13 protein-coding genes are annotated in these 13,379 nt (G+C 65.3%); 8 read left to right on the forward strand and 5 right to left on the reverse strand.

From position 1 onward, the window contains the following. Positions 1–115: 115 nt before the first annotated feature. Positions 116–2,956 carry a preprotein translocase subunit SecA gene (secA, locus tag DCM80_RS10535; protein ID WP_257196898.1) on the reverse strand — a complete coding sequence of 947 codons (2,841 nt, stop codon included), beginning with the start codon at positions 2,954–2,956 and terminating at the stop codon, positions 116–118. A 355-nt stretch (positions 2,957–3,311) separates the two neighbouring features. On the opposite strand from secA, the gene DCM80_RS10540 reads away from it, so the two are divergent. Continuing rightward, on the forward strand, positions 3,312–4,238 hold the full coding sequence (locus DCM80_RS10540; RefSeq protein ID WP_257196899.1) for a peptidylprolyl isomerase: 927 nt from the start codon (positions 3,312–3,314) through the stop codon (positions 4,236–4,238). Between the two features lie 101 nt (positions 4,239–4,339). Continuing rightward, positions 4,340–5,599 (forward strand): bifunctional glutamate N-acetyltransferase/amino-acid acetyltransferase ArgJ, encoded by a 1,260-nt coding sequence (gene argJ / locus DCM80_RS10545; protein WP_257196900.1) that lies wholly within the window; start codon positions 4,340–4,342, stop codon positions 5,597–5,599. 207 nt (positions 5,600–5,806) lie between these two features. On the opposite strand, the gene DCM80_RS10550 is transcribed toward argJ, so the two are convergent. Then, on the reverse strand, positions 5,807–7,159 hold the full coding sequence (locus DCM80_RS10550; protein WP_257196901.1) for a TadE/TadG family type IV pilus assembly protein: 1,353 nt from the start codon (positions 7,157–7,159) through the stop codon (positions 5,807–5,809). A gap of 132 nt (positions 7,160–7,291) precedes the next feature. On the opposite strand from DCM80_RS10550, the gene DCM80_RS10555 reads away from it, so the two are divergent. After that, positions 7,292–7,702 carry a (deoxy)nucleoside triphosphate pyrophosphohydrolase gene (locus DCM80_RS10555; RefSeq protein WP_257196902.1) on the forward strand — a complete coding sequence of 137 codons (411 nt, stop codon included), beginning with the start codon at positions 7,292–7,294 and terminating at the stop codon, positions 7,700–7,702. A 112-nt stretch (positions 7,703–7,814) separates the two neighbouring features. On the opposite strand, the gene DCM80_RS10560 is transcribed toward DCM80_RS10555, so the two are convergent. Continuing rightward, the gene (locus DCM80_RS10560; RefSeq protein WP_257196903.1) at positions 7,815–8,681 is read right to left on the reverse strand and encodes a class I SAM-dependent methyltransferase; all 867 of its coding nucleotides are present in this window, start codon (positions 8,679–8,681) and stop codon (positions 7,815–7,817) included. A 137-nt stretch (positions 8,682–8,818) separates the two neighbouring features. On the opposite strand from DCM80_RS10560, the gene DCM80_RS10565 reads away from it, so the two are divergent. From DCM80_RS10565 to DCM80_RS10585, 5 genes are read left to right on the forward strand one after another with little or no spacing between them, the layout of a single operon-like run. After that, positions 8,819–9,337 carry a macro domain-containing protein gene (locus DCM80_RS10565; protein ID WP_257196904.1) on the forward strand — a complete coding sequence of 173 codons (519 nt, stop codon included), beginning with the start codon at positions 8,819–8,821 and terminating at the stop codon, positions 9,335–9,337. A 59-nt stretch (positions 9,338–9,396) separates the two neighbouring features. Continuing rightward, positions 9,397–10,194 carry a ComF family protein gene (locus DCM80_RS10570; RefSeq protein WP_257196905.1) on the forward strand — a complete coding sequence of 266 codons (798 nt, stop codon included), beginning with the start codon at positions 9,397–9,399 and terminating at the stop codon, positions 10,192–10,194. A 47-nt stretch (positions 10,195–10,241) separates the two neighbouring features. Continuing rightward, positions 10,242–10,517, forward strand: a complete 276-nt coding sequence (gene grxC / locus DCM80_RS10575; protein WP_028139049.1) for a glutaredoxin 3 — start codon at positions 10,242–10,244, stop codon at positions 10,515–10,517. Further along, positions 10,514–11,392: a carbon-nitrogen hydrolase family protein gene (locus tag DCM80_RS10580; RefSeq protein ID WP_257196906.1), complete on the forward strand. Its 879-nt coding sequence runs from the start codon at positions 10,514–10,516 to the stop codon at positions 11,390–11,392. The genes grxC and DCM80_RS10580 overlap by 4 nt, the downstream gene beginning before the upstream one ends. Then, positions 11,389–11,871 carry a DUF1178 family protein gene (locus tag DCM80_RS10585; protein ID WP_257196907.1) on the forward strand — a complete coding sequence of 161 codons (483 nt, stop codon included), beginning with the start codon at positions 11,389–11,391 and terminating at the stop codon, positions 11,869–11,871. The genes DCM80_RS10580 and DCM80_RS10585 overlap by 4 nt, the downstream gene beginning before the upstream one ends. On the opposite strand, the gene DCM80_RS10590 is transcribed toward DCM80_RS10585, so the two are convergent. Beyond that, a complete protein-coding gene (locus tag DCM80_RS10590) occupies positions 11,868–12,767 on the reverse strand; it encodes an EamA family transporter (protein WP_257196908.1) in 900 nt (299 codons plus the stop codon). The two genes, DCM80_RS10585 and DCM80_RS10590, sit on opposite strands and share 4 nt — an antisense overlap. Positions 12,768–13,024: 257 nt before the next feature. Beyond that, positions 13,025–13,306: a GIY-YIG nuclease family protein gene (locus tag DCM80_RS10595; protein ID WP_257196909.1), complete on the reverse strand. Its 282-nt coding sequence runs from the start codon at positions 13,304–13,306 to the stop codon at positions 13,025–13,027. Positions 13,307–13,379: the final 73 nt, after the last annotated feature.

Below are 13,379 nucleotides of genomic sequence, written 5' to 3' on the forward strand. Positions count from 1 at the left end.
ACCCACAAGGTGATGACATCATAACAGCAAATGTTAATCCGGGTTCCGGCCGTGCCCACAACGCCGACCGGGCCACGATTGAAACGCCAAGGGCGAGCCGGCCGACTGTCCCCGGCTACGCATACCGCCCGTGGCAGTGCTTGTACTTCTTCCCCGAGCCGCACGGGCAATCCTCGTTGCGGCCGACCTTGCCCCAGCTGGCGGGGTTCTTGGGATCGCGCAGCGCGGCGTCGGAGGCCTGCGCTCCGAGCGTGACGCTCGCGAGCGCCATCTCGTCCTCGCCGGTGTTGGGATCGAACTTGTGCGCCTCCATCGGCGGCAGGACGGGGGCTTCCTGCTCCGGCGGGACGATCTCGACCCGCATCAGCTGCGCGGTGACCGCCTCGCGCAGATGAGCGCTCATCTCCTGGAAGAGATTGAAGGCCTCGGTCTTGTACTCCTGCAAGGGATCGCGCTGGCCGTAACCGCGCAGGCCGATGACCTGGCGCAGATGGTCGAGCATGATCAGATGCTCGCGCCAGAGATGGTCGAGGGTCTGGAGCAAAATGGTCTTCTCGACGTAACGCATCACGTCGGGGCCCCATTGCGCGACCTTGGCCGCCATGTGCTCGTCGGCCCTGGTCTCGATGCGGGAGAGCAGCTCCTCGTCGGCGATGCCCTCTTCCTTGGCCCATTCGTCGACCGGCAGGTCGAGATCGAGCACGCGCTTCAACTCGTCCTTCAGGCCTGCGACGTCCCACTGCTCGGCATAGGCATGCTCGGGCACGTGCTTGGCGACGAGGTCGTCGATGAAGGCGTGGCGCATGTCGGCGACGGTTTCGGCGACGCTCTCGTCCTTCATCAGTTCGACGCGCTGGTCGAAGATCACTTTGCGCTGGTCGTTCTGGACGTTGTCGAACTTGAGCAGGTTCTTACGGATGTCGAAGTTGCGCGCCTCGACCTTCTGCTGCGCCTTCTCCAGGGCCTTGTTGATCCAGGGATGGATGATGGCCTCGCCCTCTTGCAGGCCGAGACGCTGCAGCATGCTGTCGAGACGGTCCGAGCCGAAGATGCGCATCAGGTCGTCTTCGAGCGACAGGAAGAATTTCGAGCGGCCGGGGTCGCCCTGACGCCCGGAGCGGCCGCGCAGCTGGTTGTCGATGCGGCGGGATTCGTGACGCTCGGAGCCGATGATGTAGAGGCCGCCCGGCTTCTTCACGGTCTTGGCCGGCTTGGATCCCTTCGCCGGCTCGATCTCGACCGTCTCCTCGGCCTTCAGCACGATATTGCGGAAGGTCTCGATGTCGGCCTTGATCTGCTCGATCTTCCTGGCCTTCTCCGCTTCGTCGGTAATCCCGGCGGTCTCCTGCTGGATGCGCATTTCCAGCGAGCCGCCGAGCTTGATGTCGGTACCGCGGCCGGCCATGTTGGTGGCGATCGTGATCGCGCCGGGCACGCCGGCTTCGGCGACGATATAGGCCTCCTGCTCGTGGAAGCGCGCGTTCAGCACCGCGAACAGCTTCGCCGGCTTGCCGGCGCGGGCCGCCGCATAGAGCTTGTCGAGGGCGTGCTCCTTGCCGAAGTCGATCTGCTTGTAGCCGTTCTTCCTGAGGAATTCGGCGAGCACTTCCGACTTCTCGATCGAGGCCGTGCCGACCAGCACCGGCTGCAGCCGCGAATTGGCGCGCTCGATCTCGGCGAGGATCGCCTGGTATTTTTCCTGCTGGGTGCGGTAGACCTCGTCGTCCTCGTCGAGACGGGCAACCGACAGATTGGTCGGGATCTCCACGACCTCGAGCTTGTAGATGTCGAACAGCTCGTCCGCTTCGGTTGCGGCCGTGCCGGTCATGCCGGCGAGCTTCTCGTACATGCGGAAATAGTTCTGGAAGGTGATCGAGGCCAGCGTCTGGTTCTCGGGCTGGACCTGGACGTGCTCCTTGGCCTCCAGCGCCTGGTGCAGGCCTTCCGAATAGCGGCGGCCCGGCATCATGCGTCCGGTGAACTCGTCGATGATGACGACCTCGTCGTCGCGGACGATGTAGTCCTTGTCGCGGGTGAACAGCGTGTGGGCGCGCAGCGCCTGGTTGATGTGGTGCACGACGGAGACGTTCTCGACGTCGTAGAGCGACTCGCCCTTGAGCTGGCCGGCATCGCGCAGCAGCGTCTCGATCTTCTCCATGCCGCCTTCGGTCAGCGTCACCGTGCGCTGCTTCTCGTCGACGTCGTAGTCGGACTTGTCGAGCTTGGGCAGGAAGCTGTCGATGGTGTTGTAGAAGTCGGAGCGGTCGTCGAGCGGGCCGGAAATGATCAGCGGCGTGCGCGCCTCGTCGATCAGGATGGAATCGACCTCGTCGACGATGGCGAAGAAGTGCGGGCGCTGGACCATGTCCTCGAGCCGGTACTTCATGTTGTCGCGGAGATAGTCGAAGCCGTATTCGTTGTTGGTGCCGTAGGTGATGTCGCAGGCATAGGCTGCCTTGCGCTCGGCATCGTCGAGGCCGTGCACGATCACGCCGGTGGTCATGCCGAGGAAGCCGTAGATCTGGCCCATCCAGCCGGAGTCGCGGCGGGCGAGATAGTCGTTGACGGTGACGACGTGGACGCCCTTGCCGGCGAGCGCGTTGAGGTAGACCGCAAGGGTGGCCACCAGCGTCTTGCCTTCGCCGGTCTTCATCTCGGCGATGTCGCCCTCGTGCAGCACCATGCCGCCGATCAACTGGACGTCGAAATGGCGCTGGCCGAGAGTGCGCTTGGCGGCCTCGCGCACGGTGGCGAAGGCGGGCACCAGGAGATCGTCCAGCGTCTTGCCCTCGGCAAGCTGCTTCTTGAACTCGGCGGTGCGGGCCTTGAGCGCCTCGTCGGAAAGTTTGGAAACCTCGGGTTCCAGCGCGTTGATCGCGTTGACGCGGGACTGATATCCCTTCACCCGCCGGTCGTTGGCGGAGCCGAAAAACTTGCGGGCGAGCGCGCCGATCATGCCTAATTCCTGTGTTCGCGATTTAACCGCGTTGGGCCCGAGAAAGTTGTCACCCGCCTGCCTATCAACTCACCGTGACGCCTGATGGCACCGTCGGCCCGGACTGCGGGGTCGTCCGCCATATGGGTGGGAATTGGGCAAGCCTGGGTTCAACGGCCAAAAACGCAGCAAAATAAACGCCATCGCCATGGTCGCGACCGGGCAGAGATATGGCCCGGTCGGGGCCTTGTCAACGGCGGGCGCATTGCGGCTAATTCATCATTTTGACAGACTTTTCGCGTTGCCAAGCCCCCCTGAATTGGGCGAGTGTCCGCCCCGCTTCGAGCAGCCCCCTGCTTCAACATAAGGATTTTCCATGACCAGCTCGTTCCCGGTAACCACCGGCCAGCGTTTCCGCCTTGCGACCGCCCTGGCTGGCAGCCTTGCCCTGGCGCTGTCGCTGGCGTTCGTGGGCCCGCTCCGGGCCGCCGACGATCCGGTGCTGGCAAAGGTCAATGGCGCGGAAATCAGGAAGAGCGACGTCGCCATGGCCGAGGAGGAGCTAGGGCCGAGCCTCGCCCAGATGGACCCCGCGACCAAGGACGAGAACGTCCTGTCGTTCCTGATCGACATGAAGATCGTCAGCAAGGCTGCCGAGGACAAGAAGGTCGCCGACAGCGAGGAGTTCAAGAAGCGCCTGGCATTCGCCCGCAACCGGCTTCTGATGGACAGTCTGCTCGCGAGCGAGGGCAAGGCCGCCACCACCCCGGACGCCATGAAGAAGGTCTACGAGGAGGCCTCCAAGCAGATCACCGGCGAGCAGGAGGTGCGCGCCCGCCACATCCTGGTCGAGACCGAGGACGAGGCCAAGGCGGTCAAGGCCGAGCTCGACAAGGGCGCCGATTTCGCCGAGCTGGCCAAGAAAAAGTCCAAGGATCCGGGCTCGGCCGATGGCGGCGACCTCGGCTTCTTCACCAAGGAGCAGATGGTGCCGGAATTCTCCACCGTCGCCTTCGCGCTGGAGCCGGGCAAGGTCTCCGACCCCGTGAAGTCGCAGTTCGGCTGGCACATCATCAAGGTCGAGGAAAAGCGCAACCGCAAGGCGCCGGACTTCGAGCAGGTCAAGGCGCAGATCGAGCAATATGTGACCCGCAAGGCCCAGGCCGAGTATGTCGCCAAGCTGCGTACCGAAGCCAAGGTCGAGCGGCTGGACCAGCCGGCGGCGGGCGCCAAGTCCGAAGCCAAACCGGCCGACCCGGCCAAGCCGTCCGACAGCAAGATGGCGCCGCCAGCGAAGAAGTAAGAATTCGCTGTCACTTCGCGTACGCCGAGAGTATCTAACGTCGCAATGGCCGGGGATTCCCCGGCCATCTGCATGTCCAGACCCCAGCAAGGCGCTCCGCGATGTCCTCCTCCGTTTCCCCGCTCGCCCCGAAGACCGTCCCCGATATGCCCATGATCGCTGGCGTCCGCCTGGCGACCGCCGAGGCCGGCATCCGCTACAAGAACCGCACCGATGTGCTGCTGGCGGTGATGGACAAGGGCACCACGGTCGCAGGCGTCTTCACCAAATCGAAATGCCCCTCCGCGCCGGTGGAATGGTGCCGCGCCAAGCTGAAGGGCGGCGGATCTTCTAAAAAGGGATTGGCGCGCGCCCTCGTGGTCAATTCCGGCAATGCCAACGCCTTCACCGGCAAGACCGGCCGCGCCTCCACCGCGCTGACCGCGAAGATCGCCGCCAAGGCGGTCGGGTGCAGCGAAAGCGAGATCTTCCTGGCCTCGACCGGCGTGATCGGCGAGCCGCTGGATGCGACCAAGTTCGACGGCGTGCTCGGCCGCCTCGCCGAGACCGCGGAGCCCGGCGACTATCTCGCCGCGGCCAAGGCGATCATGACCACCGACACCTTCCCGAAAGTCGCGACCGCGACCGTCAAGCTCGGCAAGGCCAAGGTCACCATCAACGGCATGGCCAAGGGCGCCGGCATGATCGCCCCCGACATGGCGACGATGCTGTCCTTCATCTTCACCGACGCGCCGATCGCGCCTGCGGCGTTGCAGGCGCTGCTCAAGGCCGGCGTCGAGGACACCTTCAACGCGGTGACGATCGACGGCGACACCTCGACCTCGGACACGCTGCTGGCCTTCGCCACCGGCGCTGCCGCCGCGCACGGCGCACCAAAGATCAGCCGCGCCAGCGATCCGCGCCTGAAAGCCTTCGTCAAGGCCTTCAACCAGGTGCTCGCCAACCTCGCCGAGCAGGTCGCCCGCGACGGCGAAGGCGCGCGCAAGCTGGTCGAGATCATTGTCGAGGGCGCCAAGACCAAGGCCTCGGCGCGCCGAATCGCGATGTCGATCGCCAACTCGCCGCTGGTGAAGACCGCGATCGCGGGCGAGGACGCCAATTGGGGCCGCGTGGTGATGGCAGTCGGCAAGGCCGGCGAGCCGGCCGATCGCGACAAACTCTCGATTTCGTTCAACGGCATCCGCGTCGCCAAGAGCGGCGCGCGCGATCCGTCTTATGACGAAGCGCAAGTGTCGGAGGCGATGAAGGCGCCGGAGATCGCAATTCTGGTCTCCCTCGGCCTCGGCAAGGGCCGCGACCGCGTGCTGACTTGCGACCTCACCAAGGAATATGTGGCGATCAACGGGGACTACAGGTCGTAGGCCCCCGCCCACTCCTCGCAAGCGGGAGGGTTATCGCATTTGGCTCTGAGCGCGCGCCTCGTCCTTCGAGACGACCTGTTGAAACTAGCGCAACGCACTCGGTCCTCATCCCGAGGGCCCGCCGACGGCGGGCGTCTCGAAGGATGGCCACAGGCGAGATCTCTCCATCTGCGATAGCCTACCGCAAGCGGGGGAGAGGTGAACAAATCAGCCGGAGATCCGGGCGTCCGCGACCGCTTTCTTGAACAGCGCGTTCATCGCGTCCGAGATGCCCTGGGTCGGGCTCACCTCGAAAAACAGCCCTGGCGAAGCGCAGCTCTGCATGTTCTGCGCGATCTCGCTGTTCGGCGACGGGCCATAGGGGCCGGCATTGAACGGGTCGATCCATTTCATGTACCAGCTGTTGGTGGGCAGCGCGAGATAGGTCGTGTAGAGCACGGCCACCTTGACGCCCCGGTCCTTCATCGTCTTGCAGAGCGAGGCGTTGATCGGCGATTGGCACCGCGACGAGCCCGAAAGCGGCTTCAGGCAGCCCGTATTGCTTTCGTCGGCGACACCGTCGGAGACGAAAAAAAGATACTTCAGGGGCGCGTTGGATTTGCCGCTTCCGGGATTGGGAATCTCCTTGTCGATCGCCGGCAGGGTGGTGCTGAACGGTGTGTCCTGATCCTTCGTATATTTGTCATTGTTGCCGTAGACGCCCATCAGGTCGATGTTGCCGGCCGCCGTCTTCGCGCTCGACAGATTCGAGGACAACGGGAACAGCGCTCGCAAGCCGATCGTCTTTGAGTCCGCGCCGAAATCGTAGATCGCCATGCGAAACTGGTTCGGATAGGTCTGGCTCGCGGCAGCCGTGTCCATCAGCGATTGCGTCGCGCTGCGCAGCACATCGATTCGGGTGGTGACGCCAATGCTCTTGGCCAGATTGTAGTAATTGTTGGAATCATTGTAGTCGTGGCAGGCGAAGGCACACTGGTCGTCGGGCTTGAAGCTGCTGCCGGTGGTCGCGTTGACCAACTTGGTCACGTCGGCCGGCGTCGCCGCCACGCCCATCGACGGCGAATTGTCCAGCAAGAGATAGAAATCGACATAGAGCGGCATGCTCGCCGTCGCGGTCGACGAACCGGTGACGCTCAACGCGGACTTGCCGATCACGCCGAGGAACATGGTGTTGATGGTGCCTTTGAACGTGACGGACGAGGTGACCGTCGAGCCGTTTTTGACCACTTTCGGCGTGACGCTGTCGAGCGTATAGCCGGTCAGATTGGCGACGTTGGCATTGAAGATGTTCCTCGCGTCGGTGACGCCCGCCGGGATCGCACCGTCCGAGTTCATCGTGCCCGCCGCCTTGAAGGCCGGCGATGCCTTGGCGACCGCGCCGACGCTGGCGGCGTCGGCAGCGGCCTGAAGCTTGGCCTGCATCTGCGTGGCGCGGGAATAATCGACCGCACAGCCAACCGCAGTGATCAGGGGGACGCAGGCGAGTGCGAAGATCACCGCGATGTTGCCGCGCCGGTCGCGTAGGAATCGGCGGAGGGTGGTGCGAAACACAGCGCGCATGAATCGGGCCCGGAATGGTTTAAATATGTTCCCACTCTAGGAACCGTTGATTAAATATGACTTATGGGAGCCAGTCCCCTCAAAGGGATTAACGAATCCTTGCGAACGACCTCAGCGAGCGACAGTCCAGGCATGGCCGATCTCAAACTGACCTTAGTGGTGGCCTGCGCCCTCGTGGATGCCGACAAGCGCGTCCTGATCGCGCAGCGCCCCGCGGGCAAGGCGCTGGCCGGCCTCTGGGAATTCCCCGGCGGCAAGTGTGAGCCGGGCGAGCGGCCGGAGCAGAGCCTGATCCGGGAGCTCTCCGAGGAGCTCGGCATCATCGTCGCCGAGCCGTGCCTCGCGCCGCTGACCTTCGCGAGCTACGCCTATGAGAGCTTCCACCTGCTGATGCCGCTCTACATCTGCCGGCGCTGGGAAGGGATCGTGACGGCGCGCGAAGGCCAGGCCCTGGCCTGGGTCCGCGCCAACAAGCTGCGCGATTACCCGATGCCGCCCGCGGACATTCCGCTGATCCCGCATTTGATCGATTTGTTGATGTGACGGCTTGCCCCGGACGCAGCGCGAAGCGCTGCAGAGCAGGGGCCAAGAAGCCGCAGACTGGGTCACGGCCCTGCGCAGCAGCGTAAGAACGCTGCAGCGCGTCCGGGACACGTCACTCTTTCCCCGCCTTCTTCACCGCCTCCGCCAGGCTTGCCTTCGCCGATCCCGGCTTCAGCGGCTGCTGCTGGCTTGCATGCGGGGCCCAGCCGGAGAGCCAGATGATGTCGAACGTCGCCCGGATGCGGCCATCGGCATCGGCAAAGCGCTCGGCATAGATTTCGGCCATCCGCAGCAACGTCGCGCGCCGCGACGGCGAGCGCCGCCGCTCGATGAGCACGTTGGCCGCGCCCATGCGGCGGAGATCCTGCATCAAGGCGAACGCATTGGCGTAACGCACCACGACGCGATCGACGTCGGTGACCGGCAGCGCAAAGCCCGCCCGCTGCAACAGCGCGCCGATATCGCGCAAATCGGCGAACGGCGCCACGCGCGGCGACACGCCGCCCTCGCATTCGGCCTCGGCGGCGGCAAACGCCTGCCGCAACTCGGTCAGGCTGTCGCCGCCGATCATGGCGGCGAGCAGCAGCCCGTCCGGCTTCAGCGCGCGGCGGACCTGCGCGAGCACGCCCGGCAGGTCGTTGACGAATTGCAGCGCCAGTGCCGAGACGACGAGGTCGAGGCTTTCCGGAGCGAAGGGAAGTTTCTCCCCGCCGGCCGCGTCGGGTGCGACCCGTGTCATGGTCGGAAGCCGGGTGCGCAGCGCCGTGAGCCCGTCGCCAGGCGTCCAGAGATCGGCCGGTGCGTGAAACTCGCGCGTCACCGCATTCAGCCGGTCGGCCATATCCTCGGCCACGCGATCGAGCAGGAAGTGCACAGGACCTTGCGCCTGCGCACGTTGCTGCCGGACGTGCAGCAGCGCACGATCGAAAAGAGCGGGCGGGATTTGGGAAGGCTGAGCCATGCCGCTGGTTACGCTCATCACAGCCACTCTGGCAACCCACGCAACAGAGAGGCTAGTGGAACAGGCAGGCGCGCCGCCGTATAGTCAGGCATCACCGAGGCTCCAACAGTGCTCAACATTCATCTTCGAGACATCAGCGCCGACGTTGTCGAAGCGTGGCAAACGTCGAGGTTTCGCTTGGCGACATCTTTGCGCACGAGGCCGACGCGATCCTGAGCCCCGCGAACAGCTTTGGGCACATGGATGGCGGCATCGACCTGCTCTATTCGCGATACTTCGGGTGGGACCTACAGACCAATCTGCAAGCGGCATTGGCGGAGCAACACTATGGCGAGCTTCCGGTCGGCCAAGCGATCGTGCTCGCCACAGGCCACGCGCGCTTCCCATTCCTCGTGAGTGCGCCCACGATGCGAGTGCCGGCGCGCATCGATCAGACCGTCAATGTGTACCTCGCGTTCCGGGCAGCTCTGATCGCTGTCCTCACACACAATGCCGGCGCCGGCGAGGCCATCGGGTCCCTCCTCGTCCCCGGGTTGGGAACAGGCGTGGGCTCGATGCCTCCCGCACGGGCTGCCCGTCAGATGCGGCTGGCCTATGATTCGATCTTTGCACCAGCCGCGGACCGGCGGAGCGCCCGCGCCATCCTGAGAGAGCACCACGAATTGCTTTCCTGATGGGCCCTTTCGGGCCACGGCGGCTTGAGCGCCACCGAGCGGAACGCTAGCCTCCCCGCATGGAAGCCGACGCCGCCCCGACCCGCTCCATCGCCGCGCCCGTTCGTGCCGCGTGGGCGGCCGGTCGTCACGTGCTGTCGCGGGCAGCTCGGCTCGCGCTCGACATCGCGCTGCCGACGCTGTGCGTGTCCTGCCGCGAGCCGGTCGACGGCGAGGGCGTCTGCGCCTCGTGCTGGGCCCGGCTGTCGTTCATCGAGCGGCCCTATTGCCCGCGGCTCGGCATTCCCTTCGTCTATGATCCCGGCCCCGACATGCTGTCGATGGAGGCGATCGCGAGCCCGCCGGCCTATATGCGCGCCCGCGCGGCGGTGCGCTATGACGACGTCGCGCGCACGCTGGTGCATGCGCTGAAATACCAGGACCGCACCGATCTGGCGCCCGCGATGGGGCGGTGGATGGCGCGGGCGGGTGGCGAGCTGCTGGCCGGCGCCGACATGCTGGTGCCGGTGCCCCTGCACTGGCGGCGGGCCTGGCGCCGCCGCTACAACCAGTCCGGGGCGCTGGCGCGCATTATCGCGCGGCAGAGCGGGGTGAAAGTGCAGGGCGAGGTGCTGCGCCGGGTGCGCGCGACCGAGCAGCAGATCGGCCTGTCGCGGGCCCAGCGCGCCACCAATGTGCAGGGCGCATTCCAGGTATCTTCCGACCGTCAGGCTGAAGTCCAGGACCGCCGCATTGTCCTGATCGACGATGTCCTGACCTCGGGCGCGACGTTGGATGCCTGCGCGCGGGCCCTGCTGCGTGCCAAGGCCGCCCAGGTCGACGTGCTGGTCTTCGCCCGGGTTGTGGAGGCCAGGTAAAGTCCCATATAATTCAATGAATTCATGACATGAGAGCGCCAGACGAGATGAACGCTGCTGTCGAGATCTACACCAGGCCGGGCTGCGGCTATTGTTCCGCCGCCAAGTCGCTGCTGACCCGCAAGAAGGCGGCCTTCACCGAATTCGACGTCGCCAAGAACCCCTCCTGGCGGGCCGAGATGTACGACCGCGCCGGCCAGGGCTCGACCTTCCCGCAGATCTGGATCGGCGGCACTCATGTCGGGGGCTGCGACGACCTCTATGCGCTCGACCGCGAAGGCAAGCTCGACGGCATGCTCGAAGGCGTGAAGGCCAGCTCATGAGCGAGAACCGCACGTTCACCGCCGCGATGGTGCAGATGCGCACCGGCCTGATGCCGGGGCCGAGCCTCGAACAGGCCACCAGGCTGATCCGGCAGGCGGCAGCCGACGGCGCCGATTACGTGCAGACGCCCGAGGTCAGCAACATGATGCAGCTGAACCGCAAGGCGCTGTTCGAACATTTGCAGAGCGAGGAAGACGACACCTCGCTGAAGGCCTACCGGGCGCTCGCCAAGGAGCTGAAGATCCATCTCCATGTCGGCTCGCTGGCGCTGCGCTTTTCGCCGGAGAAGGCGGTCAACCGCTCCTCCCTGATCGGGCCCGAGGGCAATGTGCTCGCGAGCTACGACAAGATCCACATGTTCGACATCGAGCTGCCGGACGGCGAGAGCTACCGCGAATCCGCCAATTACCAGCCGGGCGAGACCGCGGTGATCTCCGACCTGCCCTGGGGCCGGGTGGGCCTCACGATCTGCTACGACGTGCGCTTCCCCGCGCTGTACCGTGCTCTTGCCGAGAGCGGCGCCTATTTCATCACCGTGCCCTCGGCCTTCACCCGCAAGACTGGCGAAGCGCATTGGCACGTGCTGCTGCGTGCGCGCGCGATCGAGACCGGTTGCTTCATCTTCGCGGCGGCCCAGGCCGGGCTGCACGAGAACAAGCGCGAGACCTACGGCCATTCGCTGATCATCGATCCCTGGGGCGAGATCCTCGCAGAGGGCGACGTCGAGCCCGGCATCATCATGGCCGAGATCGATCCGGCCAAGGTCGAGACCGCGCGCCGCGCGATTCCCTCGCTCCAGCATGGCCGCCGCTTCGGCGTGTCCGATCCCAAGGCGGGGCCGGACCATCTGCACCTCGTGCGGGGATCGGCATGATCCGCTACGCGCTCCGCTGCGACCGGGACCATGACTTCGAGAGCTGGTTCCAGAGCTCGTCGGCTTACGATTCCCAGGTCAAGCGCAAGCTCGTGACCTGCCCGATCTGCGGCTCGGCCAAGGTCGAGAAGGCGATCATGGCGCCGCGCATCGTCGGCAAGAAGGGCCGCGGGCGGGCGACGCCGCCGCCGGAAGCAATTGCTGCTGCCGCGCCCGAAGCCGCGCCGTCAGGGCCGACCTCGCTGCTGATGGCGCAGGAAAAGGAGCTGCGCGCCAAGCTGAAGGAGCTGCGCGATCACATCGTCAAGAACGCCGACAATGTCGGCGAGCGCTTCGCCAACGAAGCCCGCGCGATGCATTACGGCGACAAGGAGCACCGCCCGATCTACGGCGAGGCCTCGCCGGAAGAGGCGAAATCGCTGATCGACGAGGGCATCGAGGTCTCGCCGCTGCCGGCGCTGCCGGAAGACAGGAACTAAGCTCCCACCAGCACCGCCACGCCGATCACGATCAGCGCGATGCCAGCAAGCTCGCGCGGCGCGATCGGCTGCTTGAACGAATAATACGCCACGGCTTGCGCGAACAGCACCTCGATCAGCGCGAGCGTGCGGACATTGGCGGCGGCCGTCAGCGCGAACGCCAGGAACCAGAATTGCGAGGCGAAGGCGCCCGTGAAGCCCGCGAGCATCGATGGCCGCCATAGATTGAGGATTCCCCGCAGCACGTTCGGCGCGCGCCAGAGCAGGTAGATCGTCAGGATCAGCGTCTGCACGAACAGGCCGAGCACCAGCGTGACCGACGCCGCCGTCACGAAGGAGACGCCGGGCACATTGATGATGGCGCCGCGAAAGCCGACCGCGGAGAGCGCGAAGGCCGCCGCCGCCACCAGGCCGGTGATGGTCGGCTTCAATTCCGCAAAGCCCTTCTCGCCGCCTGGCCGCAGCGCCGTGATGACGACACCGATGGTCGCGATCACGATCGCCAGGACCTTCAGCCAGGTCAGGTGATCGCCGAGGAAGACGAAGCCGAAGATCGCGGTCTGGATCGCCTCGGTCTTGAGGTAGGCCGTCGTCACCACGAAGGAGCGGTCGTTCATCGCGAGCAGCATCAGGCCGGTGGCGACGATCTGGCTCAGCGCCCCCAGCAGCAGCCACGGCCAGAATACAGTCGGCGGCATGCCGAGATGGTCGCCGGTCGCAACCAGCACCACGCCCAGAAACAGCACCGAGAACGGAAAGCCGAACAGGAAGCGGATATTGGTCGCGCCCCAGGTCCCCAGCGGCTTCGTGAGCGATCGCTGCATCGCATTGCGCGCGACTTGGCCCAGCGCCGCGACGATGGTGAAGGGAATCCAGAGGCTGGCGACGGTGAGCATGGGGGGTGGGGGCGAGATTGGGAAAGAATTCAGCCAACCTGCAAGCTGAGACCGGCGCGGTCAACCAGCAGGGACGTCATGGGAGCGATGCTCGCGCCACAAACTCCGCTGTCGTCCCTGCGCACGCAGGGACCCATAACCCCAGGGAGCAGTTTTGCGAAGATTGCCAACCCGCGCATCTCACACCGAGCCCCACGGAGAGATCACGCGGTATGGGTCCCTGCGTGCGCAGGGACGACAGGGTTTGCTGGGCAGCGTCAAACCAGCAAATCGCTCAGATCCCGCCACTCCGGATTGTCGCGCTCGATCAGTTCGATCTTCCAGTCGCGTTTCCAGCGTTTCAGCTGCTTTTCGCGGGCAATCGCTTCTTCTGCCCGCTCGTACGCCTCGGTGTAGACGAGCCGATACACGCCGTAGCGCTTAACGAATTCCGAGCCCTTGCCGGCGCGATGCTGCTCCAGGCGCGTCTGGAGCGAGTTGGTGACGCCGATGTAGAGCGTTCCGTGATGGCGGCTGGCGAGGATGTAGACGTAGTACATGCTCGGGGCGCCCGTCTCGGTTATTTACAATGGCCTGTGGTTATGGGTCCCTGCTTTCGCAGGGACGACACCG

This window comes from Bradyrhizobium sp. WBOS08 (genome assembly GCF_024585125.1).
Lineage (GTDB): Bacteria > Pseudomonadota > Alphaproteobacteria > Rhizobiales > Xanthobacteraceae > Bradyrhizobium > Bradyrhizobium japonicum_B.

What these genes read in the sequence shown, in the direction of transcription:
- secA (WP_257196898.1), bottom strand. Translation starts at nt 2,956, where the DNA reads ATGATCGGCGCGCTCGCCCGCAAGTTTTTCGGCTCCGCCAACGACCGG.
- DCM80_RS10540 (WP_257196899.1), top strand. Translation starts at nt 3,312, where the DNA reads ATGACCAGCTCGTTCCCGGTAACCACCGGCCAGCGTTTCCGCCTTGCG.
- argJ (WP_257196900.1), top strand. Translation starts at nt 4,340, where the DNA reads ATGTCCTCCTCCGTTTCCCCGCTCGCCCCGAAGACCGTCCCCGATATG.
- DCM80_RS10550 (WP_257196901.1), bottom strand. Translation starts at nt 7,159, where the DNA reads ATGCGCGCTGTGTTTCGCACCACCCTCCGCCGATTCCTACGCGACCGG.
- DCM80_RS10555 (WP_257196902.1), top strand. Translation starts at nt 7,292, where the DNA reads ATGGCCGATCTCAAACTGACCTTAGTGGTGGCCTGCGCCCTCGTGGAT.
- DCM80_RS10560 (WP_257196903.1), bottom strand. Translation starts at nt 8,681, where the DNA reads ATGAGCGTAACCAGCGGCATGGCTCAGCCTTCCCAAATCCCGCCCGCT.
- DCM80_RS10570 (WP_257196905.1), top strand. Translation starts at nt 9,397, where the DNA reads ATGGAAGCCGACGCCGCCCCGACCCGCTCCATCGCCGCGCCCGTTCGT.
- grxC (WP_028139049.1), top strand. Translation starts at nt 10,242, where the DNA reads ATGAACGCTGCTGTCGAGATCTACACCAGGCCGGGCTGCGGCTATTGT.
- DCM80_RS10580 (WP_257196906.1), top strand. Translation starts at nt 10,514, where the DNA reads ATGAGCGAGAACCGCACGTTCACCGCCGCGATGGTGCAGATGCGCACC.
- DCM80_RS10585 (WP_257196907.1), top strand. Translation starts at nt 11,389, where the DNA reads ATGATCCGCTACGCGCTCCGCTGCGACCGGGACCATGACTTCGAGAGC.
- DCM80_RS10590 (WP_257196908.1), bottom strand. Translation starts at nt 12,767, where the DNA reads ATGCTCACCGTCGCCAGCCTCTGGATTCCCTTCACCATCGTCGCGGCG.
- DCM80_RS10595 (WP_257196909.1), bottom strand. Translation starts at nt 13,306, where the DNA reads ATGTACTACGTCTACATCCTCGCCAGCCGCCATCACGGAACGCTCTAC.